The 24,841-nt window shown below is 72.8% G+C and carries 25 protein-coding genes; 15 read left to right on the plus strand and 10 right to left on the minus strand.

The window, feature by feature from the left end:
* Positions 1–132 precede the first annotated feature (132 nt).
* The 7 genes from OHA37_RS12055 (at position 133) to OHA37_RS12085 (ending at position 6,228) form a co-directional block, all read left to right on the plus strand.
* Entirely contained in the window at positions 133–699 is a 567-nt protein-coding gene (locus tag OHA37_RS12055; RefSeq protein WP_266904484.1) for a hypothetical protein, read from the plus strand.
* A 12-nt stretch (positions 700–711) separates the two neighbouring features.
* Positions 712–1,917, plus strand: coding sequence for an MAB_1171c family putative transporter (locus OHA37_RS12060; protein ID WP_266904486.1), 1,206 nt, complete (start codon positions 712–714; stop codon positions 1,915–1,917).
* A 452-nt stretch (positions 1,918–2,369) separates the two neighbouring features.
* On the plus strand, positions 2,370–2,963 hold the full coding sequence (locus OHA37_RS12065; protein ID WP_266904488.1) for a VWA domain-containing protein: 594 nt from the start codon (positions 2,370–2,372) through the stop codon (positions 2,961–2,963).
* Positions 2,960–3,439, plus strand: coding sequence for a hypothetical protein (locus OHA37_RS12070; RefSeq protein WP_266904490.1), 480 nt, complete (start codon positions 2,960–2,962; stop codon positions 3,437–3,439). Before OHA37_RS12065 ends, OHA37_RS12070 begins: the two co-directional genes overlap by 4 nt.
* A gap of 37 nt (positions 3,440–3,476) precedes the next feature.
* A complete protein-coding gene (locus tag OHA37_RS12075; protein ID WP_266904492.1) occupies positions 3,477–4,607 on the plus strand; it encodes a zinc finger Ran-binding domain-containing protein in 1,131 nt (376 codons plus the stop codon).
* 173 nt (positions 4,608–4,780) lie between these two features.
* Positions 4,781–5,764, plus strand: a complete 984-nt coding sequence (locus tag OHA37_RS12080) for an XdhC family protein (protein ID WP_266904494.1) — start codon at positions 4,781–4,783, stop codon at positions 5,762–5,764.
* A gap of 59 nt (positions 5,765–5,823) precedes the next feature.
* Complete coding sequence (locus tag OHA37_RS12085; protein ID WP_266904495.1) at positions 5,824–6,228, plus strand: DUF6479 family protein; 405 nt, start codon at positions 5,824–5,826, stop codon at positions 6,226–6,228.
* Positions 6,229–6,307: 79 nt separating this feature from the next.
* Here the strand turns inward: OHA37_RS12085 and OHA37_RS12090 are convergent, their stop codons facing one another.
* Both OHA37_RS12090 and ligD read right to left on the minus strand, forming a co-directional pair.
* Positions 6,308–7,234 (minus strand): ATP-dependent DNA ligase, encoded by a 927-nt coding sequence (locus OHA37_RS12090; RefSeq protein ID WP_266912709.1) that lies wholly within the window; start codon positions 7,232–7,234, stop codon positions 6,308–6,310.
* A complete protein-coding gene (gene ligD, locus OHA37_RS12095) occupies positions 7,234–8,118 on the minus strand; it encodes a non-homologous end-joining DNA ligase (protein ID WP_266904497.1) in 885 nt (294 codons plus the stop codon). The genes OHA37_RS12090 and ligD overlap by 1 nt, the downstream gene beginning before the upstream one ends.
* 31 nt (positions 8,119–8,149) lie before the next feature.
* On the opposite strand from ligD, the gene ku reads away from it, so the two are divergent.
* On the plus strand, positions 8,150–9,259 hold the full coding sequence (ku, locus tag OHA37_RS12100; protein WP_266904499.1) for a non-homologous end joining protein Ku: 1,110 nt from the start codon (positions 8,150–8,152) through the stop codon (positions 9,257–9,259).
* Between the two features lie 204 nt (positions 9,260–9,463).
* Here the strand turns inward: ku and OHA37_RS12105 are convergent, their stop codons facing one another.
* A complete protein-coding gene (locus OHA37_RS12105) occupies positions 9,464–10,255 on the minus strand; it encodes a nuclease-related domain-containing protein (RefSeq protein ID WP_266904501.1) in 792 nt (263 codons plus the stop codon).
* A gap of 221 nt (positions 10,256–10,476) precedes the next feature.
* On the opposite strand from OHA37_RS12105, the gene OHA37_RS12110 reads away from it, so the two are divergent.
* The 3 genes from OHA37_RS12110 (at position 10,477) to OHA37_RS12120 (ending at position 13,286) form a co-directional block, all read left to right on the plus strand.
* Positions 10,477–11,121 carry a hypothetical protein gene (locus tag OHA37_RS12110; RefSeq protein WP_266904503.1) on the plus strand — a complete coding sequence of 215 codons (645 nt, stop codon included), beginning with the start codon at positions 10,477–10,479 and terminating at the stop codon, positions 11,119–11,121.
* A gap of 129 nt (positions 11,122–11,250) precedes the next feature.
* Positions 11,251–12,036, plus strand: coding sequence for a hypothetical protein (locus tag OHA37_RS12115; protein WP_266904505.1), 786 nt, complete (start codon positions 11,251–11,253; stop codon positions 12,034–12,036).
* Positions 12,033–13,286 (plus strand): sensor histidine kinase, encoded by a 1,254-nt coding sequence (locus OHA37_RS12120; RefSeq protein WP_266904507.1) that lies wholly within the window; start codon positions 12,033–12,035, stop codon positions 13,284–13,286. The genes OHA37_RS12115 and OHA37_RS12120 overlap by 4 nt, the downstream gene beginning before the upstream one ends.
* Before the next feature lie 97 nt (positions 13,287–13,383).
* Here OHA37_RS12120 and OHA37_RS12125 read toward each other — a convergent pair whose 3' ends face one another.
* From OHA37_RS12125 to OHA37_RS12135, 3 genes are all read right to left on the minus strand, one after another.
* Positions 13,384–13,659, minus strand: coding sequence for a hypothetical protein (locus OHA37_RS12125; protein WP_266904509.1), 276 nt, complete (start codon positions 13,657–13,659; stop codon positions 13,384–13,386).
* Between the two features lie 77 nt (positions 13,660–13,736).
* Positions 13,737–14,453, minus strand: coding sequence for a TetR/AcrR family transcriptional regulator (locus tag OHA37_RS12130; protein ID WP_266904511.1), 717 nt, complete (start codon positions 14,451–14,453; stop codon positions 13,737–13,739).
* A 36-nt stretch (positions 14,454–14,489) separates the two neighbouring features.
* Positions 14,490–15,419, minus strand: coding sequence for an AurF N-oxygenase family protein (locus tag OHA37_RS12135; RefSeq protein WP_266904513.1), 930 nt, complete (start codon positions 15,417–15,419; stop codon positions 14,490–14,492).
* 196 nt (positions 15,420–15,615) lie between these two features.
* Between OHA37_RS12135 and OHA37_RS12140 the strand changes: the two genes are divergently transcribed.
* Complete coding sequence (locus OHA37_RS12140; RefSeq protein WP_266904515.1) at positions 15,616–16,722, plus strand: ferritin-like domain-containing protein; 1,107 nt, start codon at positions 15,616–15,618, stop codon at positions 16,720–16,722.
* 113 nt (positions 16,723–16,835) lie between these two features.
* Here OHA37_RS12140 and OHA37_RS12145 read toward each other — a convergent pair whose 3' ends face one another.
* The 3 genes from OHA37_RS12145 to OHA37_RS12155 form a co-directional block, all read right to left on the minus strand.
* Positions 16,836–18,269, minus strand: coding sequence for a hypothetical protein (locus OHA37_RS12145; RefSeq protein ID WP_266904517.1), 1,434 nt, complete (start codon positions 18,267–18,269; stop codon positions 16,836–16,838).
* Positions 18,270–18,362: 93 nt separating this feature from the next.
* On the minus strand, positions 18,363–19,823 hold the full coding sequence (locus OHA37_RS12150; RefSeq protein ID WP_266904519.1) for a penicillin-binding transpeptidase domain-containing protein: 1,461 nt from the start codon (positions 19,821–19,823) through the stop codon (positions 18,363–18,365).
* Positions 19,820–21,190, minus strand: a complete 1,371-nt coding sequence (locus tag OHA37_RS12155) for an FtsW/RodA/SpoVE family cell cycle protein (protein WP_266904521.1) — start codon at positions 21,188–21,190, stop codon at positions 19,820–19,822. Before OHA37_RS12155 ends, OHA37_RS12150 begins: the two co-directional genes overlap by 4 nt.
* Before the next feature lie 109 nt (positions 21,191–21,299).
* Between OHA37_RS12155 and OHA37_RS12160 the strand changes: the two genes are divergently transcribed.
* The 3 genes from OHA37_RS12160 to OHA37_RS12170 all read left to right on the plus strand — a co-directional run bounded on the left by OHA37_RS12160 (position 21,300) and on the right by OHA37_RS12170 (position 23,628).
* Positions 21,300–21,689, plus strand: a complete 390-nt coding sequence (locus OHA37_RS12160; protein ID WP_266904523.1) for a DUF6325 family protein — start codon at positions 21,300–21,302, stop codon at positions 21,687–21,689.
* Positions 21,689–22,132: an SHOCT domain-containing protein gene (locus OHA37_RS12165; protein WP_266904525.1), complete on the plus strand. Its 444-nt coding sequence runs from the start codon at positions 21,689–21,691 to the stop codon at positions 22,130–22,132. Before OHA37_RS12160 ends, OHA37_RS12165 begins: the two co-directional genes overlap by 1 nt.
* 203 nt (positions 22,133–22,335) lie before the next feature.
* Complete coding sequence (locus OHA37_RS12170; RefSeq protein ID WP_266904527.1) at positions 22,336–23,628, plus strand: C40 family peptidase; 1,293 nt, start codon at positions 22,336–22,338, stop codon at positions 23,626–23,628.
* Here the strand turns inward: OHA37_RS12170 and OHA37_RS12175 are convergent.
* On the minus strand, positions 23,553–24,839 hold the full coding sequence (locus tag OHA37_RS12175; protein ID WP_266904529.1) for a styrene monooxygenase/indole monooxygenase family protein: 1,287 nt from the start codon (positions 24,837–24,839) through the stop codon (positions 23,553–23,555). The two genes, OHA37_RS12170 and OHA37_RS12175, sit on opposite strands and share 76 nt — an antisense overlap.
* Between the last annotated feature and the right edge of the window lie 2 nt (positions 24,840–24,841).

Raw genomic sequence — 24,841 nt, forward strand, 5'->3', positions numbered from 1 at the left:
GGGCTGATCCATCCATCACGAACAACGGCCAGGTGACCACTGCCGATGTTCTCTAAGCCGCACGTCAAGCCGGAATTCCGAGCCGCCGCAACGGAGTCGGACCGAAGAGCACGGCGCCTCAGCCGCCGCTTCGTGAAGGAGCTCGACCTTCCACCGGCCGCCGATGTCCGGGAACTGATCCCGGCCATCCAGAGAATTTCCGGCCATCCCATCCGTCTGGCGCCCGCGCCCGCCGACAGCTTCCAGGGCATCTGCGGCATGTGGATCCGCACAGCGGCCGGCATCGACTACATCTTCGTGCACGAGAACACCAGCCGGGTGCACCAGGACCACATCATCGCCCACGAGATCGCGCACATCATCCGAGGCCACGGCCTCACCCGCGGCCTCGCCACGGACCCGGGCGCGGGCGCTGGTACGGGCGCCGGTACGGGCACGGGTACGGGCACGGGTACGGGCACGGGCGCCGGTGCCGCGCAGCAACAACAGTCGACGGCCGACCCGCTGGACCGGCTCGTCCCGCACCTGGACCCGGCGAAGGTCCGGGTGATGCTCGGCCGCACCGACTACGTGCACGAGGAGGAGCGGGAGGCCGAACTGATCGGCACCCACCTCCAGTACCTGCTGCACCGGCCGGCGCGACGGCGGACCGCCCGCCAGGACCGGGCTGCCCGGACGCTGCTCCGCGGGTGGCGGTGACCGGCCCGCACCATGCAGCAGCTACTCCATCCCCTCTGTCTGACGCTGGCCGTGGCGGGGTTCCTTCTCCTGCTGCGGCCGGCCCGCAGGCACCGCCGTGACACCGCGCTGACCGCGCTCGCCGGGGTGTACGGCTTCTGCGCGCTGTCCTTCCTGGTGTCCCTGGAACCCACCTGGATCCATCTCGGCGAGGTGACGGACAGTCATTCCATCGCCCTCCTCGCCTCGTTCGTCTGCGTGATCGCCCAGATTTCCCTTCAGCCGGTCGTGCTCGCCTGCTGGATCCTGGCGCCGGACGCGGCCCGCCGGGCGGCCCGGACCTCCCTGCTGGCGGGCGCGGCCGTGATCGCGGGCCTGGTGCTGCTCTTCGCACTCCTCCCGGCGACGGGGCCGACCACCCCCCAGACGTTCACGGCCCGCCATCTCGGCGTCGGCGTCTACCAGGCATATCTGGGGCTGTACATCTCGGCGTACGGCGCCGGCCAGGCGCTCCTCGCCGTCGGCTGCCTGCGGGCCGCCCGCCGCACCGACGAGGTGTGGGTGGCGCGCGGCCTGCGGATCGCCGGAGCCGGCGCCCTGCTCACCCTCGGCTACTGCGCGATCCGGCTGACCGCGCTGCTGGCCGCCGTGCGCGGCGACGCCCGCATCCCGCCGGCCGTGGAACATCTCGCCTGGGCCTGCGCCGACGGCGGCACCCTCCTGGTCCTCACCGGATTCCTGGTCCCCGCGCTCGGCGTGCATCTGGTTCCGGGCGTACGGCGCTGGCTGCGCGCACAGCAGCAGTACCGGACGCTGGGGCCGCTGTGGGAGGTGATGCACCGCTCCATGCCCGCGATCGCCCTCCAGCCGGGCCGCCGCCCCACCCGCGTCAACCTGCCTGTCTGGGACGTCAGCTGGCAGCTGTACCGGCGCTGCGTGGAGATCCGGGACGGCCAGTGGGCGCTGGCCGTCCATCTGGAACCCGCCGTCCGCGAGGCTTCCGGCACCCGGCACCGCGGCCTCGGCCTGCGCGACGGCGAACTGGCCGCCGCGATCACCGCCGACCAGCTGCACGCCGCCCTCGCCGCACGCCACGGCGGACGGCGGCCGGCCGTCCCCGCCGCATACGCCGACTCCGTCCGGCACCCGGATCTCAGGACCCCGCAGGACGAGGCCCGGGAACTGCTCCGGATCGCCGCCCACTTCACCGCCGCGGCGGAGCCGTCCCGGCGTCCCTGAGCGACCTGGCGCCGACCCGGTGGTGGACGCCGCGCGCATCCCCGGCCTACCGCCGGGCGCGGACGAGGTCTTGCGGATGTCCCGTACCGGGGCGTCGTACTCACGTCGGCCGAACGGCTGCGCCGCTGCCGGGCCGATGGGCGGGGAGGCGGGTGTGGGCCCTGTCATGTTCGCGTTCGGAGCGGTCATACGTTTCACGCCCATTTTTTCATGGGCGGAGGAGGCGTGTCGGGCGGTCTGAGCCTTGCGTGCAGCCCTTGGTGCGCTTTCGGCGCGGGCCGGGTTTCGGCCATCCTTTCAAGGAGGGGGTTCAGGAACTTCCGCTGCTCTTAATGTTGTTGCCCGCCCGTGTGACCGGTCAGAGGACACCCGGCACACGCGTAGGACCGGGGGAAGACGTGGATCCGATCACAGCCGTTGCCGCAGCCGGCGTCGCTCTTTAGTCGAGCGCCTTGCAGTTCCACGACCGGCTGGACGAGGTGATGGGCAAGAAGGGCAAGGCGATCAGCCAGCTCCGGCTCAAGGTCATCGCCTTCCGTGACTTCGGGGACGATCCGTCCGATGCCATTGAGCAGACCCCGTTCCTCCGCCTGCCCGACCAGGCCCGGGAGTTCGAGAAGTTCGTGCAGTCGATCGACGCCACCGGCGGCGGAGACATCCCCGAGTCGGGCCTGGAAGCCCTGGCCCTGGCCATCAACTCCCCCTGGGAGACGGGCCTGGACCGTCGCCGCCACGTGGTGGTCATGTTCACGGACGCCCCGGCCCACCCGCTCGGCACCGTCGGTGTGACCGCTGCGACGTACCCGGCGGTGATCCCCCGGTCGCTGGACGACCTGTTCGAGCAGTGGGGGTACGCCCGCAGCCAGACGTCCGTGATGGAGCAGTCGGCCAAGCGACTCGTGCTCTTCGCTCCCGATCAGGCTCCGTGGTCGGACCCGATCGCGGAGGAGTGGGACCTGACACTGCATTTCGCGTCGAAGGCCGGCGACGGGCTGGAGGAGTTCGAGATGGACGAGATCATCGAGACGATCGCGAACAGCCTGTGACACGGCTGCTGTGCTGGCCCCACTTCTATCTCGACGAGACGCCGAAGGACTCCTCTGACGAGCCGGCATCGCTCACCTTCGGGTGGACCTGGGGCACGTTCAGGGCGTTCGCGAGGAACTGCGAGTCCGTCAGCCTGCGCGATCAGGACGGCACGCATCAGCTGATCCTGCGCTTCCGCCAGCAGGACGGGGAAGGCGACGGGCTGATCATCATCCGTCTGGCCGTTCCCGCTGAACGCCGCATCGAGGCGCAGGAGTTCGCGGAACTGCTGCGCCGCACTCACTCCATCCCCGAGACCGCTCCGCCTGAACCCGGCCCCGGGGCCGGGGCCGGGGCCGGGCACGACCATGACGACGCAGCCCTCGTACGGATCGCGCCCGACGACCCGGAGTGGCTCGTCTCACCCGCCTCCGGCATCAGCGAGACGCTGTACGCGGAGGTCCTCGACCGGATGGCAGCCGGGTCGGCGGTGTGAGTGCCGGTCCGCACGTGGGACGTGAAAGGAACCCCGAGTGACCGAGGCGAACTGGCGGTGCCGCGACTGCGACGCGTTCAACGGGCCGGAGAAGAAGAGCTGCACCATCTGCGGAACCCGTCGTAGCGGCGCGGCCCCCGGGCGGTGGACGTGTGCCGAGTGCAGCACGGGCAACGACCCCACCGATCTCGCGTGCATCGCCTGCGGTACCGGCTGGAAGGCTTCGGCGAAGAAGGCCTCGGCGAAGAAGGCGGCGCCGAAGAGGACCGACACCAAGAGGACGGAAGCCGAGAGCAGCGCGCCGAAGGCCACGGCGAAGAAGGCCGCACCGAAGGTGCCCGGCGCCCGCCCGGCCACCGGTACGAGTGCCCGTACTCCCCCGTCGGCGGGGTCGGCGGGGTCGGCGGGGTCGGCCCGGTCGGCGGGAGCTTCCGGACGCCCCGGCCCCCGTACCGGCACGGGGGCGAAGAGCACGGCCGGAGGTCGTAGCACCGCAGCCGGCTCCCGCCCCGGCTCCACCCGCGCCCGGCCGTCCACGGCGCACCCGACCCCGCCGCGCGGCGAGGCGTTCTTCCCGCCGCCGAGCACCGTCGGCTACGTCCCGTCCGGGGCACACCCCTCGGCGCCGCCCCCGCCCTACGTTCCGCCCGCACCCCCCGCGCCGGACCCCGGGCCCTGGATGCCTCCCGCCGGATGGGTCGCGCCCGCCGGGAAGAGCGGCGGTGGCGGCAAGGGCTGCCTCGCGCTGATCGTCGTCCCGATCGCCCTGTACGCCCTCAGCCAGGGCTGCTCGACCCTGCTCGGCTTCGAAGGCGGCGACGGAGCCGCACCCTCCTCCGACACCCCCACGAGCAGTGCCGGTACCTGCCCGAGCCGGATCGCCAAGTCCATCCCCGACGGCGCAGGGGCGACCTTGGACGGCGCGTTCCGCACGAAGAACAAGCAGATCACCCTGTGCCGGACCACGGGCGGAAAGCTCTACTACTTCGGTGAGTTCAGCGACCAGCGCGAGCCGGGGATCGCCATGCGCGCCGAGAAGACCGCCGCCGGCTACACGGCGCGCAACGACCCCTACCGCTACGAGATCCACGACGGGGTCGTCACCGTCTACCGGTCCGGGAGCCGGATCGGTGAGGAGTCGCTGACCCCGGAGCCCTCGCCCAGCTGACCGGTCGAACGCCGAGCGTTCCGGTGGTCCGTACGAAGGATGTGGGGGTGGGTCTGTGGGTTTTGGGGGGTGGGGGGTGGGGGTGGGCGTGCGTAGGTTGGTGGGGAGGCCACTTGGGTTGCTGGTCCGGGGCTTTGTGGCGTGCTCTGACGGTGAGGATGGGGCGGCGCGAGATGCGTGACTTGGTGGAGACGGCGCGGCAGTGGGTGGCCGAGGGGCGGGTCGGGTTTTTGGCACGGCCCGTGACCGAGCAGGGGTTCGGTCCGCGGGATCCGGCCGGGGCCGTGCTCGTGGATGCGCGCGGGGAGTGCGTCGGGGCCCTGTACCGGGGGGTGTTCGATGCCGAGCTGGTGGCGGAGGCCGCCTCCATGGGGGGCGGGGAGACCGCGCGGGTGTGTGAGGTTTCCGTGGGCGCCGGGGAGGCTGTTGAGGCCAAGCTGACGTGTGGTGGGCAGGCCGAGGTGCTGTTGCAGCCGCTCCGTGCGATTCCCGGTGAGTGGTGGGAGCTGCTCGGGCAGGGGGTCGGGGTCGCGCTCGTGACCCAGTTGAACGAGCGGGCGGATCAGGCCGTCAGTGTCGTGGTGCGGGGGGCCGATCAGCCGTCCGGGGACGCCGAGCGGCGGGCCGGGGAGTTGCTGAGGACCAGGCGGCCGGGGCGGGACGCGCTGTACGCGGGGTCCGGGCTGGTGCTCGTGGAGGCCTATCCGTCGGCTCCGTACGTGGTGATCGGCGGGGGCGGGGAGCTGGCCGAGGTCATCGAGGCTCAGGCCCGGCTGCTCGGGTGGGACGTGAGTGTCGTCGGGTCTGTGGCCGAGGCCGAGAAGGTGCTCGACGTGCGGCGGGACGCCGCCTGTCTGGCGATGCTGAGCCATGATCCGGACTTCGACGTGCCGACGCTGCGCACCGCGCTCGCGCTCGGGATTCCGTACGTCGGCGCGCTCGGCTCCCGCAAGACCACCGCGCGGCGCCGCGAGGGGCTGCTCGCGGCCGGGGTGAGCGAGGAGCGGCTGCGGACGGTGCACGGGCCGATCGGCCTGGACCTGGGCGGGCAGACTCCGGCGGAGACGGCGCTGGCCATCTGCGCGGAGATCCTGGCGGTGCTCGGGGGCAGGGAAGTGCGTGGGGTGCGGGACGCGGACGGGCCGCTCAAGGGGTGAGAAGGCGGGTCGGGGGCGCGATCGGGTGAAATGGTCGCCGATGCGGGAAAATGGGTTGTATGGACACGACTCTGATCTTCCTCGCGGTGGACAGAACTCTGACCAACATCGCGTGGTTCCTCGTCGTCGGGCTCCTCGTGGTCGGCTTCCTGCTCGGCGGTTTCATGCTGGGCAAGCGGGTCCGGGCACAGGAACCCGCACCCCCCACTCCCGAGAGCCAGCCGCACCTGCCCGACGGCGGCGCGGTGCACGAGGTCTCCGAGGAGCGGGAGTACGTCGAATTCCCCGAGAGCGGACTGCGCCCGCACGAGATGCAGGGGTACGGGAACTTCGGCTCCCGGACCCACAGCCATCAGGACGATGCGCGGGCCGAACGGGAATCCGGGTACGAGCACCCCAACCCGCGGCCGGCACGGAAGCAGCCGCCGACCCTGCCGCCCCTGGGCGGCGCCAAGCCCGCCTGAGGGGCGGAACGAACCGCCTGAGACCGTCCGACCGTCCGAACCGACCCGTTGACCGTGGCCCGCGGCCCTTCGCCGCGGGTCACAGGTCTGTGCGCAGGCGCAGGACCTCCGGTGGCGGGTGGCGGGTCGAGGTGTGGCGGACCTCGGCCGTCAGGGGCGGGTCCAGGGAGTGGAAGGGGACCTCGCCGAGGCCGATCGCCGTGATGGTGGCGGTGGCGGTGGCGCCCTGCGAGGTGCGTGAGCTGTGCGGGGTGCGCGAGGCGTGACCGGCCAGCGCCGCCGCCACCTCGGTGCGCAGCGCCGCCGTCAGGGGGCTCGACACCAGCGGGGTCTCGTCGCCGACCGGCAGGACCAGGACGAGGGCGAGCGGGCGGCGGGCGGTGCCCGTGTAGCCGACCACGGCCGCGTCGCGGACGTTGGTGTGGCGGAGCTTTTGCCAGCCGCGCCGGCCGGCCGGGTAGGACTGGTCCATCCGTTTGACGACCAGGCCCTCGATACCGCTGGCGGGCAGGGTTTCGTACCAGGTCTCCGCCAGCTCCGGGTCCGTGGTCATGGGGACCGGCTGGAGCGGCGGGCCCAGGGGCAGAAGCAGGTCCACGAGGAGGGCGCGCCGGCGCTCGTACGGACGGGCGCGCAGGTCCAGCCCGGCGAGTTCCAGTACGTCGAAGGCCGCGTACGAGGCCGGCAGCGTCTGGGCCAGCACGGCGGCCCGCGCGGCCGAGGCGGCGGCCGCGCGGCGCTGTACGAGCGCGAACTCGGTGCGGCCGGCGTGCCAGATCACCACCTCCCCGTCGAGCACCGTCCCGGCGGGCAGGTGGTGCGCGGCGGCGGCCAGGTCGGGGAAGGCGGCGGTGACGATGCGGCCGGAGCGGGCCTGGAGGACGACCCCGTCGACAGCGCGGTCGGTGCGGATGACGACGAGGCGGTGGCCGTCGAACTTGGGCTCGTACGCGAGACCCGGCGCGCGCGGCAGTGAGCGTACGGCCACGGCGAGCGCGACGGTGATCACGGGAGCCGTCCCGCTTGGGCGGGGTCGAGGAGCGGGGCGAAGAGATCGCCTTCGCGGGCCAGCCGGGGGGCGATGTCGTCGGCGAGGAAGACCAGGTCGGAGGGGGTGCGGCAGGACTCGACCTCCGCCCAGGAGACGGGGGCGGAGACGGTGGGCAGGGCGCGGGCGCGCAGGGTGTAGGGGGCCGCCGTGGTCTTGGCGGCGGCGTTCTGGCTGTGGTCGACGAAGACCTTCCCGGGGCGCAGCGCCTTGGTCATCCGGTGCACGACGAGGTGGGGGAGCTCGCGCTCGGCCTCCTGGGCGAGGGCCTTGGCGTACGCCGACACGTGCTCGGAGGGGGTCGGTTCGAGGGGCACCGCCAGATGGAGGCCCTTGGAGCCGGAGGTTTTGGCGTAGGCGTGGAGGCCGTCGGCGGTGAGGCGCTCCCGGAGCCAGAGGGCGGCGGCGGAGCATTCGACGACGGTGGCGGGGGGACCGGGGTCGAGGTCGAGGATCAGGCGGTCGGCGAGGGCGGGGGCGCCGGCCGGCCACTGGGGGGTGTGGAACTCGACGACGAGGTTGGCGGCCCACATCAGGGTGGGCAGGTCGGCGACGACCACCTGTTCGGCCCGGAGCTCCTCCGAGCGGGGCACCGGAGTGGTCTTCACCCAGGCGGGGGTACCGGGTGGCGGGTTCTTCGTGAAGAACAGCTGTCCGTCCGGGCCGTCGGGATAGCGCAGGAAGGACACCGGGCGGTCGTGGATGTGGGCGAGCAGGGGGCCCGCGACCGTGGCGTAGTAGTGGAGGACCTCGCCCTTGGTGAAACCGGTCTCCGGGTAGAGGACCTTGTCGAGGTTGCTGAGCGAAATGCGACGGCCCTCCACCAGGGTGATCGGCGTCATACGATGAGACTGCCACGAATCAGGAGGAACCGTGCGATCCATATGGAACGGGGCGATCTCCTTCGGCTTGGTCAGCATTCCGATCAAGCTCGTGAACGCCACGGAGAGCCACTCGATCTCCTTCCGCCAGATCCATGTCAGCGATGGAGGGCGGGTCCGCTACCGCAAGGTCTGCGAGCTGGACGGTGAGGAGGTGTCGACCGCCGAGATCGGCAAGGGGTACGAGGAGGCGGACGGGTCGATCATTCCGATCACGGACGAGGATCTGGCGCAGCTGCCGATCGCCACCGCGAAGACCATTGAGATCGTTTCGTTTGTGCCCGCTGATCAGATCGATCCGTTGCAGATGGACGCGGCTTACTATCTCGCGGCGAGCGGGGCTACGGCGGCCAAGCCGTACACGCTGCTGCGGGAGGCGCTGAAGCGGAGCCGGAAGGTCGCGATCGCGAAGTACGCGCTGCGGGGGCGGGAGCGGCTGGGCATGCTGCGGGTCGTCGACGACGTGATCGCGATGCACGGGCTGCTGTGGCCGGACGAGATCCGGGTTCCGGAAGGGGTGGCGCCCGAGGGGACGGTGTCCGTGCGGGAGGCCGAGCTGGACCTGGCGGACGCGCTGATGGCGACGTTGGGGGAGGTGGAGATGGACTCGCTGCGCGACGACTACCGCGAGGCGGTGGAGGCGATGGTCGCAGCGAAGGCGGGTGGCGGTGAACCGGTGGTGGCGGCGGGGCCGCCGGTGGAGGGGGCGGGTGGGCAGGTCATCGATCTGATGGCCGCGTTGGAGAACAGTGTTCGGGTGGCGAAGGCGTCTCGGGCGGGGGCGGCGGGTCCGGCTGCGGCGGAGGGCGAGGGGGCTGGGGCGGAGGTCACGCCGATTCGGCGGAAGAAGGCCGCGGCGGGGGCGGCTGCGCCGAAGGCGGTGGGTGGCAAGAAGTCGACTGCGTCGGCGGCGGGTGGTGCTGCCGGTGCCGGTACCGGTACCGGCAGTGCGAAGAAGTCGACGGCCGGCGCTGCCGCGAAGAAGAAGGCCGCTGCGGCGGGTGCGAAGAAGACGGCCTCGGCCAAGGCCGCGGAGGCCAAGCCGGCTCGGGCCGCCGCCGCGAAGAAGGCGGTGACGCCGCGCAAGCGGAGCTCCGCTTGAGGGGCCGTGGGCCCTGCGGGGCGGAGTCCCCCACCCGCCGGGCGCTGCCCGGACCCCGGTCCTCGGGCGTCGGACGGGCTGGAGGGGGTGCCGGGCTGCGCCCGGACCCCTCTGGGGCTCCGCCCCAGACCCCGGTCCTCAAACGCCGGACGGCTGGATCGGCTGCGCCCCCGGGTCTTGGATGCGGATGGCTGGGGAGGGTGGCTAGTGCCAGGTTCTGCGGTCTCTGGCCTTGGTGAAGAGGGCTTCTACGTCCGGGGGTTTGAGGGTGGTGGGGGTGTTCGTCAGGAACGTTGAGGTGGTGGCCGGGGTGAGGATGCGGACGTCTCTGAGGGTGGGGGCGATCTCCAGCCGGGTCGCGTCGACCACCGCCAGGACCGGGGTCACCGGGGTGGAGAGGGCGCGGGTCGCGTACGCCGCCGCGCGGCGGGCTTCGCGGGGGTCCGGGGTGGGGTCGGCGCGGCCCACCGTGAGGAGGAGGTCGCCGATCACCGCGCGCTGGCGGCGGCCCTGGACCGTGCGGATGCAGAAGACGCCGGGCGGGCCGATGAGCAGGTGGTCCGCGATGGCGTGGATCGAGTGCAGGACCCGCCAGTCCTCCGACTCCGCCAGGGTGTCCAGTACGTCGCCCATCCGCTGCCTCACCGTGAGCTCTTGCCGGAGCCGGTGCCGGGCGCGGGTGCCCGCGGTGCCGTACGTGAGGGCGCCGAGGTGTGCCTCCCCCGGGCGGTTCGGGGCCAGGTCCTCGTCGGGCGGGAGGGACAGGCGCAGCAGGTCCTCGGCCGTGGGGACGGGTGGCGGGCCGATGGCGACGGTTCCGGTGAGGTAGGGGCGTAAGGCCGTGAGGATCTCCTCGCGGCGCTCGTCCGCCAGCACGCTGATCCGGTTGGCCCGCCGGTCGTACCAGGCCACCGCCCGGCCGTCGGGCAGGTTCACGTACAGCCGGCCGCGGCCCGGCCGGCCGCTCGGCAGTACCTTCAGTCCCCTCGAAGACATGGTCCTCACCCCCGGCGTCCATGGGAGCAGCCCCGGCGGCCCGCGGCAATCCCCCGGTGGGGTCGGTCCGCGGCGCGTGCCGTGCGGCCCTTGGCGTGTAACGACTCCGCCGGGTCGCTGAGGCATGGCTGTTACAGAAGCAACGGGTTACCGCAACGGCCGGTGCATACGTTTATCCCACCTGGACAGCCCAGGGCCTGACCTGCACCGAAGGACCTCCCGTGAACACCGTGAGCCACAGCCGCCGCACGCTCGTACGCGCCGCCGCCGTGGCCGTGGGTGCCGGCACCCTGCTGGCGTTCCCCGCGGCGGCCGCGCTCGCCGACGGGATTCCGCCGGCTTCCTCCGTGCAGGGCGTGAGCGTCCAGCGGACCCTGGTCAAGACCCTGTCCCTCGCGGACGGCGTCTCCACCGCGAAGGTGTACCGCGTGGCCAAGGGCGCCTACCAGGCCGAGGTCCTCAATCCCGACGGCTCCACGGCGGCCACCTTGACCAGCCGCGACGGCGGCACCGGCTTCGGCGACGCCGGGACGATGCACCTCGCGCTGCGGTCCGACGGCCGGCTCAGTTCCTGGGCCGGGAGCGTGGCCGAGGACGGGGCCGGGGCCGAGGGCCTCGGCGATGCGGGGAACGCCGGCCGCGGCACGGCCGGGCACAAGACCGCGAGCCGGGACGGCCGGGTCGTCCCCGCCGTCGCCCCCTCGCGCTCGGGTGCGGCGGGGACCGTCGAGGCGCTGGGCCTGCACACGCTGGCCGACGGCCCGGGCGACGGCATGCTGCTGCTCGCCGCGGGCGGCGGGATCGCGGCGATCGGCGCCGCCGGGCTGGGCTTCGCGATGGTGCGCCGCGGGCGTACGGACGCGTAGGCGCACCGCTTCCCACCCCGTCGGCAAGGTGGCCCTCCGGCCCTGGACAGGCCCCGGCAGGCGGGCAGAAACGATGCGGCTCTGCCTACTGTGGACGGGCACACGCTCATGGGAGAGGAGGGTCGGCGGTTGATCGGATCCGGATCCGTTCCCTCCCCGCACGGTCCCCGACGCCGGCGCCGGCCTGTCCGTGGCGGTCTGCGGGCCGCCCTGGCGGCCGCGCTGCTGCTGCCGCTGGCGAGCGCCTGCGGTGACACCGGCGGGCTGGTCGGCGCCGGGGCGACCCCGACCGCGAGCGGGCCCGTACATCTGTGGCCGGGGCGCGCGGGGGCCGTCGTACCGCCCGCCGATCCGGGGGGCGCGCCGCCCGAGTACGTACCCGGGATCGCGCCCGTCCAGGACCAGAACGTGCACGGGATCGACCCGGCGGCCCTGGTGCAGGCCGAGCTGCGGGCCCACCCGAACGTCCAGACCGGTCCCGACGGGATGCCTCCGGAGACCATCGCCGCGATCGAGGCGTGCGGGGCGGACGGGGCCGATCCGAAGAAGTGCCCGGTGCTGACGCCGTACTACCGGGACCTCACCGGCAACGGCAAGGAGGAGCTGATCGTCGGCATCGAGTACCCCGACCAGCAGATGTCCGTGCGCGTGTACACGGCGGACACCCAGGGCCGGCTCAACCGGATCATGGCCACCACCGACACCGTCATCAGCGTCGAGCTCGCCGGACGGGACGTGATCCTGCGGGTCCCGAGCGGCAACGCGGGCTACGAGGTGAACACCACCTGGTCCTGGGACCCGACGCAGCGCTCGATGCTGCCGACGTGGGAGCAGATCGTCCGCGTGCCCGGCACCGGCCCGAGCCGCGCCCCGGGACCGTCCCCGGGCCCCGGCTCGGCGGGGGCGTCGCCGTGAGGCTCCGGCCGCCCTCGTGGACGGCCACGCTGACCTGGAAGTCGGCGTGCTTCATCGTGCTGATGTGCTGCTCCCTCGCGGCGGTGCTGGGTGTGCTCGTGCACGTGGAGGTGACCGGGCAGACCGTCGCGACGGCCCGCGAGAAGGCCCTCGCCAAACTGACCGACGCCTCGCGCGCCTACGAGGCCGGCGAGATGCTGCCGCCGGGGTCCGGGCTGGATCCGGCCGGACTGCCGGACGGGCTGCGCACGCTGGCCATCGCCGGACAGCGCGGGACGCTCGTGGCGGAGCACGAGGGCCGGCAGCTGATGTGGGCGGCGGCCCCGGCCGACGGGAAGGCACTGGCCGCGGCCGTCGACTACGGGCAGAGCGCGCGGACGATCAGCGGGCTGGACAACGCGATCATCGGATCGTCGGTCCTGGCCATCGGAGGGACGCTGCTGGTGGGGGCCTTCGCCGTGACCCGGGTGACGCGGCGGCTGCACCAGACGGCGACGGTGGCCCGCCGGATCACCCAGGGCGACCTGGACGCACGGGTCCGGGACCCCCGGACGAAGGACCCCTCGCGGCACCAGGACGAGGTGGCGACGGTGGCGGCGGCCCTGGACACGATGGCGGGCAGCCTGCAGACGAAGCTCCAGCGGGAGCAGCGGTTCACGGCGGACGTCGCGCACGAGCTGCGCACCCCGCTGACCGGTCTGCAGGCGGCGTCGGAACTGCTGCCGGAGGGGCGGGCGACGGAGCTCGTGCAGGAGCGGGTGCGCACGATGCGGCAGCTGACGGAGGACCTGCTGGAGATCTCCCGGCTCGACTCGGGCAGCGAGGTGGTGGAGACGGACCTGCACCAGCTCGGGCGTCTCGCGCGGCGGGTGGTGCGGGCGTCGGGGACGGACACGGAGGTCGTCGTGGTGCGGGACGCGCACGTGGAGACGGACCGGCGGCGCCTGGAGCGGGTCCTGGGGAACCTGGTCGCCAACGCCCACAAGCACGGGCGGGCGCCGGTGGTCGTGACGGTAGACGGGCCGGTGGTGACGGTACGGGACCACGGCGACGGCTATCCCGAGTACCTCGTGTCCCACGGGCCCCAGCGATTCCGCACCGGGGGCGGGAGCAAGGGACACGGGCTGGGGCTGACGATCGCGGTGGGACAGGCGGAGGTCATCGGGGCCGGGCTGGTGTTCCGGCAGGCGGCGGACGGTGGGGGCGGAGCGGAGGCCGTACTGACCCTGGTCGAGGCCCGGCTGCCGTGAGGTGACGCCCGGCTGGCGTGGTGTGACGCCCGGCTGGCGTGGTGTGACGCCCCCGGGTCACTCCCCCGGCGCGGCCGGGCCGGGCGGGACCCGGCCCTCACGCCGCCGGCGGGGTCGGCTTGGTCCAGGGCCAGCGGAGCTTCGGCTTCTGGCCGCCCGGGGCGTAGACGTACTTCCAGCCCTTCTGGAGACCGAGGCGCTTGGAGTACCCCGCGGGGACCCGCTCGTAGAGCAGCACCGTGGGGGCGCCGCCGTCCGGGGCCGGGACCGGGATCTCGTACCACTTGGACGGGTGGCCGGTCGGGCCGAGGAGGATCGGGAGGGTCCGGCCGTCCATCGGGCCGCCCTCGAAGGGGGTGGGTTGGCTTCTCACCGTTCCAGTCTCACAGCTTCTCGGACGTCACATCTCCTCGGAGCTCACAGCTTCTCGGAGCTCACGGCTTTCAGGGGTCACAGCAGGTGGGCCGCCTCGGAGACCACCGGGATCACCCGGCGGGCCAGTACCCCCACCGGACCGTCCGCTGATTCGAGCGCGAGCGCGGCACGGGCCGCGGCGGCCGTTTCCGGGTCGGTGGCGGCCGTGGCCGCGAGCAGGGCGATGAACTGGTCGACCAGCCAGTCCCGGAGCGAGTCGATCTCCGGCTGTTTGCCCTCGTCGATCCAGATCAGCGAGGCGGCCTCGACCGCCGTGATCCACGTGCGCACCATCATGCTCAGGCGCGGGCCGGGGGCCGGTACGCCGAGGTGGAAGAGGATCGCCTCGGCGGCGGCCCGGCGGATGCCGTCGACGGTGGCGGTGGTGCGGGAGGTTTCGACCACGCTGCCGCCCTGGAGGAGGGCGGAGAAGCCTGCGTCGTGTTCGTCGACGAAGGCCAGGTACCGGTCCAGGACCCGGGAGAGCCGCTGGGTCAGGGGGCCGGCCTGGGGTTCGGCGAAGCAGAGCCGCAGCACGTCGGCCGCCGAGCGCAGGGCGGCCTCGTAGAGCTGCTGTTTGCCGCCCGGGAAGTAGCGGTAGACGAGGGGGCGCGAGACGCCGGCGGCCTCGGCCACGTCGTCCAGCGAGACCTCCTCCGGCGCCCGGTGCGCGAACAACGTCAGGGCCGCGTCGAGGAGCTGGGCCCGCCGCTCCTCGACGCTCAACCTGCGGTACGCCCGTACGGCTGTCATGTCCGCAGGGTAGCCGCACCCCGAGGTGAGGGGTGTTCAGGCGAGGAGGCCCGAGCTCTTCCAGAGCTTGCGGCCGACCCCTTGCATCACGCCGATGTCGTCCAGGAAGTCGGTGAGCCGCTTGGCTCCGGTCTGCATGACCTCCCGGCGGTGGCCGCTCGCCTTGACCTGGGCGAGCGCTTCGTGCCGGTCGAGGCCGATGTTGTCGTAGACCTGGGGGTTCACGAAGGCCTGCGAGAAGACGCGGGCGGCCTGGCCGCAGCTGACGCGGGTGAGTTCCTGCTCCCAGCGCGGGGCGGTGAGCATCTGGCGGCGCAGCTCCTCGCGGGCGTAGCGGACGTGGCGCGCCTCTTCGATGACGTGGATGCGGGTGACTCCGCGCACGAGGGGCTGGATGCGCTCGTCCGGGAAGGTCAGGCGCTGCATCCAGTCGAGGATCTCCTCGCCGAGGAGGGTGCAGGCGAAGGAGCCGGGGGTGGTGGAGATGGTCTTCAGGATGCGGGCGAGGTTGTGGTTGGTGCGGGAGACCGGGTATTCGGGTGCTCCGCCCGTCTTGATCATGCGGGCGAACATCATCGAGTGGCGGCACTCGTCGGCTATCTCGGTGAGCGCGTACCGGACGTGATTGCTGGTCAGGGACTTGTCGTAGACGTGCCGGACCAGGAGCTGCATGAGGATGATCTCGAACCAGATGCCGAGCGAGCCGAGGGCGGCCGCCTCGTGGCGGGAGAGTTCGATGCGCTGCTCCTCGCCCATCTTCTTCCACAGCGGGGTGTCGAAGAGGGAGAGCAGCTCGGGCGGCCAGTAGTACTTGCCGTCGATGGGCGGGGCGTCCCAGTCGAGTTCCTTGTCGGGGTCGAAGGAGTGCTTCGCCGAGGATTCGAGCAGCCGCTCGGCGATCTGCTCGCGGTCCTTGAGCAGGCCGAGGGCGTCGCGGAGCTCGGCTCGTTCGGTCACGGTGGTCATGGCTTCGGACACCTCGTCGTCGAGTTACCGGCGGTCACCTCTTATGAGACTGCTTGTCAGCAAGGCCGTCAATCCCCCGCACCCGACTTGTTGACCGCGCGTCTACCAACGTGTGACGCTGCCAACTGTCCGGTCCCGTACGGAAGTACACGCAAGTACACGCAAGTACGCGGTTACGTGAGACGAGGGGGCGTCAGTGTCGACGCACGAGCTCTACACCAACGATCCGGGTGAGACCGTCTGGCCGGTCCCCGCCTCCGGCAACGCCCGTTTCAGCTGGGAGTACGACGGCGGCCGCGAGCGGCTGCTGGCCCTGTACCAGAAGGGCAAGGACAAGCAGTGGGACGGCGCCAAGCGCATCGACTGGGACATCGAGGTGGATCCGTACGATCCCCTGGGCACCCCGGACGAGGCGCTTCCGCTGCACGGCACCCTGCACTGGGCCAAGCTCACGGAACGGGACCGCGGCGAGCTGCGCCGGCACTACAGCGCATGGAACTTCAGCCAGTTCCTGCACGGCGAGCAGGGCGCGATGGTGTGCGCGGCGCGCATCGTCGAGTCGGTGCCGGACCTGGACGCGAAGTTCTACTCCGCCACCCAGACCATGGACGAGGCCCGCCACGCGGAGATATTCGGACGGTTCCTGCACGAGAAGATCGGGATGCTCTACCCGATCAACGACAGCCTCCAGGGCCTGCTCGGCGACACCTTGCGCGATTCCCGCTGGGACATGCCGTACCTGGGCATGCAGGTGCTCATCGAGGGGCTGGCGCTGGCCGCCTTCGGGATGATCCGCGACACCACGAACAAGCCGCTGCCCAAGCAGATCCTGGCCTACGTGATGCAGGACGAGGCACGGCACGTGGCGTTCGGGCGGATGGCCCTGCGCGACTACTACAAGCAGTTGTCGGACGCCGAGCTGCGCGAGCGCGAGGAGTTCGTGATCGAGGGCTGCTACCTGATGCGGGACCGGCTGCGCGGGGTGGAGGTGCTGGAGAACTTCGGCATCTCGCGCGCCGAGGCGGAGGAGTTCAGCGAGCGCTCCGAGTTCCTGGCGCTCTTCCGCAAGCTGCTGTTCAGCCGGATCGTGCCGTGCGTGAAGGACATCGGGCTGTGGGGCGAGCGGCTCCAGAAGGCGTACCTGGACATGGGCGTCTTCGAGATGGGCAACTCCAACCTGGACCTGCTGATGAGCCAGGACGAGGAGATCGCCGAGGCCCTCGACCGGGAGCGCTTCGCGGCGGAGGAGGAGCAGCGGGTGGCGGAGGTGACGGAGACCATCGCGGAGGGCGCGGGCGGGTAGGGCGGGGGCGGACAGGGCGCGCCCCGGCCGGGCCCGGACCGGAGACCGTTCCGGGCCGGAACCGGCGGGCAGGCGGGCAAGCGGGCAGGCGGGCGGTCGGGTCGTGCGGCCGGTCAGGCAGGCCCCAGTTCCGGGTCGCGGGTTTCGTGGACCTCCCAGCGGCCGGCCCGGGCCGCGAGCTCGTCGTCGCGCCTCGTCATCACCAGGGGTGCGGCCACGGCCAGGGCGGTGGAGAGCGCTGTCACCCCCAGCGACGCGACCCAGGGCATCGGGACGGTCAGCACCAGGACGACCAGCCCGTAGGACAGTGACAAGCCGCCGAACGAGGGCCACACGGCTCCGGGCAGCAGGGCGGAGAGCGCGGGCGAGAGCACCGTACGGCGCTCCGGGTCGGGTTGCACGGGAGCGGCGGGCGCGATGACCCGCTCGAAGTCCTCGCGGTCCATCCGCAGCCACGCCCCCTCGCCCTCGTCGGTGACGAAGACGACCGGCTGCCGGTTCCTGATCAGGCGCCAGTTCCGGGCGCCGATCAGCCAGCCCGGCCGGTCCCCCGCGCGCGCCGCGAAGAGGCCGATCTTGCGGTTCGTTCCGGCGTCGATCAGCACCTCGGAACCGTCCTCCAGCGCGAAGAGCAGCCCGCGGCCCGATGTCACGCGGACCGTGCCGTCCTCGTCTCCGAGCGAGGTGTGGTCGTCCCGCCGGGCCGCGGTGATCCGGGCCCGCACGGCGGGCAGCGCCGCCCCGCCGCTCGCGTCCTCCCGGAGCGTGGCGGCGGCCGCGTTGACCCGTCGGCGCGGAAGGAGGGCCAGTCCCCAGAGGAGCAGCGCGCCCCCACCACAGGCCAGGACGATCTTGCCGCCCGTGTTGGGCGGGACGAGCGCGAACACGGAGCCCGTCTCCAGGTACCGGCCGAGGTCGTCGCGCTTGTTCACGTAGCCGCCGAGTTCGGGCGCGGTCGGGGCGTACAGCACCGGGACGGCCGCGGCGGACGCCCCGGGATCACCGAGAGGCCTGCCGAACCGTTCCGCCGCGACCAGGTCCGCCTGCCGCCCGAGGAACCCGTCCACCACCTCGACCCGCCCCTTGCCCACGATGCCGCCGCCCGGGGAGCGGAGGGGCACTTCGACCGTCACGTCACCGTCCACGACCGGAATCCTGCTGTCGAGGGCCTCCAGCCGGTGGACCTCGACGATCCGGCCCTGGGCCACCTCTGCACCGGCCTCCTGGATCGCCGCGATCCGTCGCAGGTCGCCCCCTTCCGTCCGGGCCGCCAGCGTGCCGACGGCGGCAGCGGCCGGGAAGATCAGCACCGCGACCTTCAGCCACCAGAAGAAGCGGGATTCCGGCTTCCCGGGCAGCCGCGCGGGCGGCGCCGGCACCGGGCCCGCCTCCCGGGGCGGCACGATCGGGACCGGCCGGGATTGCGACCACGCCCACCCGGCGGTCAGCGCCAGGGCCACCGCCCCCAGGGCAATCACCTCCGGCCGGTACACCGACACGCCCGCACCCAGCACCAGCCACCACAGCGCCAGCACCGTGCACGTCACGGCGGCCCCACCCAAGTACCTGGTTATCCAGGCGTTTCTCCCCATGACCGCGGAGATTGGCAACCCCTGCGAGGGCCCCTCCGCGCGGCCGATTCACCGGGCGGACAGGGCCGCCTCCATCACCGCGCGGGCGATCGGCGCGGCCGCGAGGTTGCCGCTGATGTCGCCGCGGACGGCGGAGGCGTCCTCGACGACCACCGCGACCGCCACGGACGGCGGCCTGCCGCCCCGGGGTCCGGCCCAGGAGATGAACCAGGCGTACGGGGTGCCCGCGTTGCCGACGCCGTGCTGGGCCGTGCCGGTCTTGCCGCCGACCACGGCGCCGGGGATCGCCGCGTTGCGGCCGGTGCCGCTCTCGACCACCTTCACCATGAGCTCCTGCATCCGCATCGCGGTCAGCGGGGTCATGGCCCGGCCGAGGCTGCGCTGGTCGGCACGGCGGACCGGGTCGCCGTCGTCCTGTGTCGTGCGGTCCACCAGGTAGGGGGCCTTGAGCTCCCCGCCGTTGGCGACGGCCGCCGCCACCATCGCCATCTGCAGCGGGGTGGCCTTGGTGTTGAACTGCCCGATCGAGGACAGGGCCAGCTGGTCGGGGCTCATGTCCGTGTCGAAGTTCGACCGCGACACCCAGGCCGGCACGCGCAGCCCCGCGTCGTTGAAGCCGAACCGGCGCGCCGCTTCCGTCATCCCGCGCAGCCCGACCTGGACGCCGATCTTCGCCATCACCGTGTTGCACGACCACTGGATGGCGTCCGCCATCGAGGCGTCGGCGCAGCCCGTGCCCGCGTTCGGCAGCAGGGTGCTGGTGTTCGGCAGCGGGTACGGGTCCGGGGTCTCGGTCGGCGCGTCCACGTCGGCGACCACGCCCGCGTCGAGGGCGGCGGCGGCCGTCACGATCTTGAAGGTGGAGCCGGGCGGGTACGTCTCGCGCAGCGCCCGGTTGAGCATCGGCTTGGCGGGGTCCGCGTTGAGCTTCTCCCAGGCCTCCTTGACCTTCGGCCCCGTGCCGGAGAGCACGGCGGGGTCGTAGGAGGGGCTGCTGACCAGCGCGAGGATCTTGCCCGTGGACGGCTCCACGGCGGCGACCGCGCCCCGCTTGCCCGCGAGCCCGGCGTACGCGGCCAGCTGCATGTTCGCCCGGATGGTGGTGGCGGCGTCGCCGCCGCCGGGGCGGCCGCGCGAGAGCTCGTACCAGAGCGGGAAGGCCGACAGCCCGGGGTCGGTGCCGGAGAGGACCGGGTCCTCGGCGCGCTCCAGGAAGCTGGTCCCGTAGGTCTGGGAGGCGAAACCGGTGACGGGCGCGTAGAGCGGGCCGTTCTTGTACGTGCGCTCGTAGCGCAGCAGTTGGCGGCTGTCCCGGGAGCCGGTGACGGGACGGCCGTCGACGGTGATGTCCCCGCGCGGCTCGGCGTACCGCTCGATGGCGGGGCGCTTGTTGGCCGGGTTGGCGCCGTAGCCCGCGGCCTCCCAGACCTGCACGCGGCCGACGTTGACCAGCAGGGCGACGAGCAGCAGGGCGCAGAAGTACGCGCACCAGCGGATGTAGCGGATCACGCTTCGGCCTCCTCGGCCGGTCCGGGCCTGCGGGCGCTGTCGCTGAGCCGGACCAGGAGGGCGACGATGATCCAGTTGGTGACCACGGAGGAGCCTCCCTGGGCGAGGAAGGGCATGGCCATGCCGGTCAGCGGGATCAGGCCGGTGACTCCGCCGGCGATGACGAACACCTGGAGCGCGACGATCGAGGCGAGTCCGGTGGCGAGGAGCCGGCCGAAGGGGTCGCGCAGCGCCAGCCCGGCGCGGAATCCGCGGGCGACGAGGAGCCCGTAGAGGAGCAGGATCGCGGTGAGGCCGACGAGGCCGAGCTCCTCCCCGGCGGTGGCCAGGATGAAGTCCGATTTGGCGGCGAACCCGATGAGGAAGGACTGGCCGTGGCCGAGCCCGGAGCCGAGCAGTCCACCGGCTCCGAAGGCGAAAAGCGACTGGGCGAGCTGGCCGGGGCCTTCGCCGCGCTCGATGGAGGCGAAAGGATTCAGCCAGTCGTCCACGCGGCTGTTCACGTGCGGTTCGAACGTCCCGACGGCGTACGCGCCCACGGCCGCGAGCAGCAGCCCGATGGCGATCCAGCCGATCCGGCCGGTGGCCGTGAACAGCATGATCACGAAGAGGCCGAAGAAGAGCAGCGAGGTTCCCAGGTCCCGCTCCAGGACGAGCACGCCGACGGAGAGCAGCCAGATGGCGAGGATCGGGCCGAGCACCCGGCCGGGCAGCAGCCTCAGCTTCCAGAAGAGGGTGCGGCCGGTGAGGGCCAGGGCGGTGCGGTTCGCCGCGAGGTAGGAGGCGAAGAAGACGGCGAGCAGGATCTTGGCGAACTCCCCCGGCTGGAAGGAGAGCCCGGCGAACCGGATCCAGATGTGCGCGCCGTTGACGGCCGGGAAGAAGACGGGCACCAGCATCAGCGCGAGCGCCACGGCGACGGAGAGGTACGCGTACTTCTGCAGCACCCGGTGGTCGCGCAGCAGCGCCACCACGAGCACGAAGAGCACCATCCCGAGCGCGGACCAGCGCAGTTGCTCGCCGGCGGTGGCGTTCGTGGGGGTGGTGGCGTCGAGGCGCTGGATGAGGACGAGGCCGAGGCCGTTGAGCAGGACGGCGATCGGGAGCAGCAGCGGATCGGCGTACGGGGCGAACAGGCGGACGGCCAGGTGGGCGACGAGCGCTGCCACGGCGAGGCCGGCGGCGTAGTGGGCGGCGGGCGCGGGGATGTGGCCGGTGGTGGCGAGTCCCACGTAGAGGTGGCCGAGGACGGCGATCAGGACGGCGCCGAAGAGCAGCGACAGCTCGACTCCGCGACGCTTGGGCGCACGGGCGCCGGGTGGCGGTGGCGGGGCGGGTTCCGTCACCTTCGCCGTCAGAGCGGTCATACGGGGAAACGTAGCAAGGAGCCGGGCCGTATGTCCGCTTATGTCATAGTGTGCCGAAGAGTCGTCAGAACTGGTCGGAAGTGAAGTAGCGGATCAGGAGTCACCTCTCATGGGACCTGCGGAGTTCATCGTCCTGGCCTTTCCGGAAGAACAGCTGCGGGTCGCGGCGGTCGAGGCGGTGATGGGGCTGCGCAAGGCCGGGGTCGTGCGGCTGATCGACGGGCTGGTGGCCACCAAGACGGCGTCCGGCGACGTGCTGTCGGCGGAGTTCGACGAGTTCGTCGAACTCCGGGGGCTGCTCGCCCACCGGGAGGCGGCCCCGCTGATCGGCCCCGAGGACGTCAGGGAATCGGCCGAACTGATGGACCGCGGCAGCTGCGCGCTCCTCCTGGTCGTCGAGCACGTCTGGGCCGAGGACGCCGCCGTCGCCGTCCGCGCGGCGGGCGGCCGGATCGCCGGAGCGGTCCGCCTCCCGGCCGACCGGCTGGGGGTGGCCTGATGTTCATCCGCCCCATCGGCTCCGTGGTGAACCCCTCCCAGCGCCCCTCGGGCCATCCCCTGCTGCGCGGAATCCTGGCGCGCGGGGCCTACGTCTGGGAGGCGGCCCAGCGCGGGGCGGCGACGCCGGCGCAGCCGCAGGGCGGCATGGCCGCGGCCTCGACCCCGGCCCCCGGCGCGGACTCGGTACCGAGCCCGGCCGGCTCGGTACCGAGCCCGGCCCCCTCGCCCCCGAAGCCCCCGAAGCTCCCGGCGGCCCCCTCCGACCGCCGGGAGCCCGCGGGCGGCCGCCCGGCTCCGCACCCCGGACCGGGTGCTCCCGGACCGGTCTCCCCCGGGGCCGACCTGACCGACCGGCTGACCCAACTGGCGGCGCTGGCCCGCGAAGGCCTGCTCACCCCGGAGGAGTTCTCGGCGGCCAAGGCCCGCCTGCTGGCCGGCTGATCCGGCCGTTCACCGCGCCGGCCCGCCGAGGGAGACGGTCGACCCGGCCCCCTCACCCCGTACTTGGCCGAAGGCGCCTCGGGCGTTTCATCGGGTCCGGCCGGCGGCCGTACGCCGACCGGGTGAGCGGAGCGGCCCGGCCGCCCCGGTTGGGCGATTTGTCATACCGGGCATGGCAGCATCGGCCGCCTGGAGGTGACCCCATGTCACGTCGACGCACCCGTCGGCTGCTTCGCGCCGCGTGCCTAGCCGCCGCCCTCGTCACGGCCGGCCCGCTCCCCGTCGCCCACGCCGAGCCCGCCGCCCCCACCGCCCCGGGAACACCGGAGACGCCGGGGGCGCCCGAGGCACCGGCAGCACCCGAGGTGCCCGCGGCGCCCGAAGCCCCGGCCGCCGCACCCGCCGAACCCGTCGGCGTCCTCCTCACCCGCCTGCAAGGCCTCTACCAGCGTGCCGAGCAGGCCACCGAGGCCTACAACGCCGCCGAGGCCGCCCTCACCGCCCGGCAGCGTGAGGAGAGCCGGCTCAGCACCGAGCTCGGCAAGGCCCGTAGCGCCGTCACCGACGCCCAGGCCACCACGGGCCGGCTGGCGCGCGAGCAGTACAAGGGGGCCCGCGGGTTCTCCCCGTACGCCCGGATGCTGTTCGCCGGGGACCCGCAGGGGGCCCTGGAGCAGCGCCGGGTCGCGGAGCGCGAGGGGGCCCGTCGGGCCGCCGCGCTGGAGCGGCTCACCCGGGGCGAGAAGCAGGCCGACACCCTGGCCACCGCCGCCCGCAAGGCCCTGGACTCCGAGCAGAAGCTGGCCGCCGAGACCAAGCAGCGCAAGGAGGAGGCCGCCGCGCAACTGGGGGAGGTCGAGCGGATGCTGGCCTCGCTCAGCCCCGCCCAGCTCACCGAGCTCGACGCGCGGGAAGCCGAGGACACCGCCGGCGCGCAGCGGGAGCTGATCGGTTCGGGGAAGCTGGGCAGCGGCGGCGCGCCCCGGCTGCGCACCCCCACGGCGGCCGGCGGCACGGCCCTCACGTACGCGGCCGCCCAGATCGGGAAGCCGTACGTGTGGGGCGCGGAGGGGCCGGCCTCCTTCGACTGTTCCGGGCTGACCTCGCAGGCCTGGGCGCACGCGGGCCGCGAGATCCCCCGGACCAGTCAGGAGCAGTGGGCCCGGCTGCCCAGGGTGCCGCTCGACGAACTGCGCCCCGGCGACCTGGTGGTGTACTTCCCGACCGCCACCCACGTGGCCCTGTACGTCGGCGACGGCAAGGTCATCCAGGCGCCCCGGCCGGGCGCGAAGGTGAAGGTCTCGCCGATCGCCGCGAACCCGCTGCTCGGCGCGGTACGGCCGGACCCCGACGGGGCGCCGCTGGCCGCCTTCAGCCCGCCGCCGCTGCCCGAGGGCGCGACGGCGGGGGACGACACGGGTTACGCGGAGGCCGGGGCGCCCGCGGCGTCCGGGGCGCCCGCGGCGTCCGGGGCGCCCGCCACCTCGGCCAGGTAGTCCGCCGCGTCCTCGGGGTCGTAGAAGTACGCGTCGAAGTCGGCCGGGTTGTCGAAGCCGTTGGCGAAACGGTCCGCCACCGGCTGGAGCTGGCCGGCCGCACCGATCAGGTTCAGCACGTGCTCCGGCGGGACGCCGAGCATGGCGTTCGTCCACTGGGTGGTGGGCTTGCCGCTGGTGAACCAGTACTTGTCGAAGGTCGCCTTCATCCACGCCTCGTCGAACGGGTTGTCCCCGTGCATGAGGATCGAGGAGAGGTACGAGGCCGCGCACTTGGCGGCCGAGTTCGAACCCTGGCCGGTGATCGGGTCGTTCGCGACGACCACGTCCGCCACGCCCAGCACCAGCCCGCCGCCGGGCAGCCGGCCGATGGGGTTGCGGACGACGGGGGCGTACCGCCCGGCGAGCGTGGCGCCCGCGTCCGTCAGCTCCACCTTCGTCGCCCGCGCGTACTCCCAGGGCGTGAACTTCTCCATCAGGTCCAGCGTCAGCGCGAGGTGGTCCGCCGGGTCCTTCACCCCGCCGAAGACATCGACCGGCCCGCCCGGGATGCCCTCCCAGAACAGGATGTCGGCCCGCCCGGAGGTGGTCAGCGTCGGGATCACGAACAGCTCGCCGACGCCCGGGACCAGGTTGCAGCGCACGGCGTCCGTCTCCGGGTGCTCGGGGCGCGGAGCCAGCCCGTGCACGTACGAGACGGCGAGCGCGCGCTGCGGGGCGTCGTACGGCGAGCGGGCCGCGTCCCGGCCGAACAGCGAGACCAGCTCGCCCTTGCCGGCCGCGACCAGCACGAGGTCGTACGTACGGGAGAAGAAGTCCAGGTCGGAGACGGACGCCCCGTGGATGACCAGCTGGCCGCCGCGCTGCGCGAAGGTGTCGAGCCAGCCGGCCATCTTCACGCGCTGGTCGACGGACTGGGCGAAGCCCTTCAGCTTGCCGAGCCAGTCGACGGCGCGGCTGCTGTCGGGGGCGGAGACCGAGACGCCCAGTCCCTCGATCTTCGGCGCCTGCTGCTCCCAGAAGTCGAGCTTCAGGTCCCGCTCGTGCTGGAGCGCCGTGTCGAACATGCACTGGGTGGACATGACCCGGCCGGTGCGGATCTCGTCCGCCGTCCGGTTGGACATGAGGGTGACCTCGTACCCCTTCGCCTGGAGTCCGAGGGCGAGCTGGAGACCGGACTGGCCGGCGCCGACGACGAGTATCTTGCGCATCT

The organism is Streptomyces sp. NBC_00335 (genome assembly GCF_036127095.1).
Classification (GTDB): Bacteria; Actinomycetota; Actinomycetes; order Streptomycetales; family Streptomycetaceae; genus Streptomyces.

Bases quoted from the DNA above. Each gene is read 5' to 3' on its own strand.
- OHA37_RS12060 (WP_266904486.1), top strand. From the start codon at position 712: ATGCAGCAGCTACTCCATCCCCTCTGTCTGACGCTGGCCGTGGCGGGG.
- OHA37_RS12080 (WP_266904494.1), top strand. From the start codon at position 4,781: ATGCGTGACTTGGTGGAGACGGCGCGGCAGTGGGTGGCCGAGGGGCGG.
- OHA37_RS12085 (WP_266904495.1), top strand. From the start codon at position 5,824: ATGGACACGACTCTGATCTTCCTCGCGGTGGACAGAACTCTGACCAAC.
- ligD (WP_266904497.1), bottom strand. From the start codon at position 8,118: ATGACGCCGATCACCCTGGTGGAGGGCCGTCGCATTTCGCTCAGCAAC.
- OHA37_RS12105 (WP_266904501.1), bottom strand. From the start codon at position 10,255: ATGTCTTCGAGGGGACTGAAGGTACTGCCGAGCGGCCGGCCGGGCCGC.
- OHA37_RS12130 (WP_266904511.1), bottom strand. From the start codon at position 14,453: ATGACAGCCGTACGGGCGTACCGCAGGTTGAGCGTCGAGGAGCGGCGG.
- OHA37_RS12135 (WP_266904513.1), bottom strand. From the start codon at position 15,419: ATGACCACCGTGACCGAACGAGCCGAGCTCCGCGACGCCCTCGGCCTG.
- OHA37_RS12155 (WP_266904521.1), bottom strand. From the start codon at position 21,190: ATGACCGCTCTGACGGCGAAGGTGACGGAACCCGCCCCGCCACCGCCA.
- OHA37_RS12160 (WP_266904523.1), top strand. From the start codon at position 21,300: ATGGGACCTGCGGAGTTCATCGTCCTGGCCTTTCCGGAAGAACAGCTG.
- OHA37_RS12165 (WP_266904525.1), top strand. From the start codon at position 21,689: ATGTTCATCCGCCCCATCGGCTCCGTGGTGAACCCCTCCCAGCGCCCC.
- OHA37_RS12170 (WP_266904527.1), top strand. From the start codon at position 22,336: ATGTCACGTCGACGCACCCGTCGGCTGCTTCGCGCCGCGTGCCTAGCC.
- OHA37_RS12175 (WP_266904529.1), bottom strand. From the start codon at position 24,839: ATGCGCAAGATACTCGTCGTCGGCGCCGGCCAGTCCGGTCTCCAGCTC.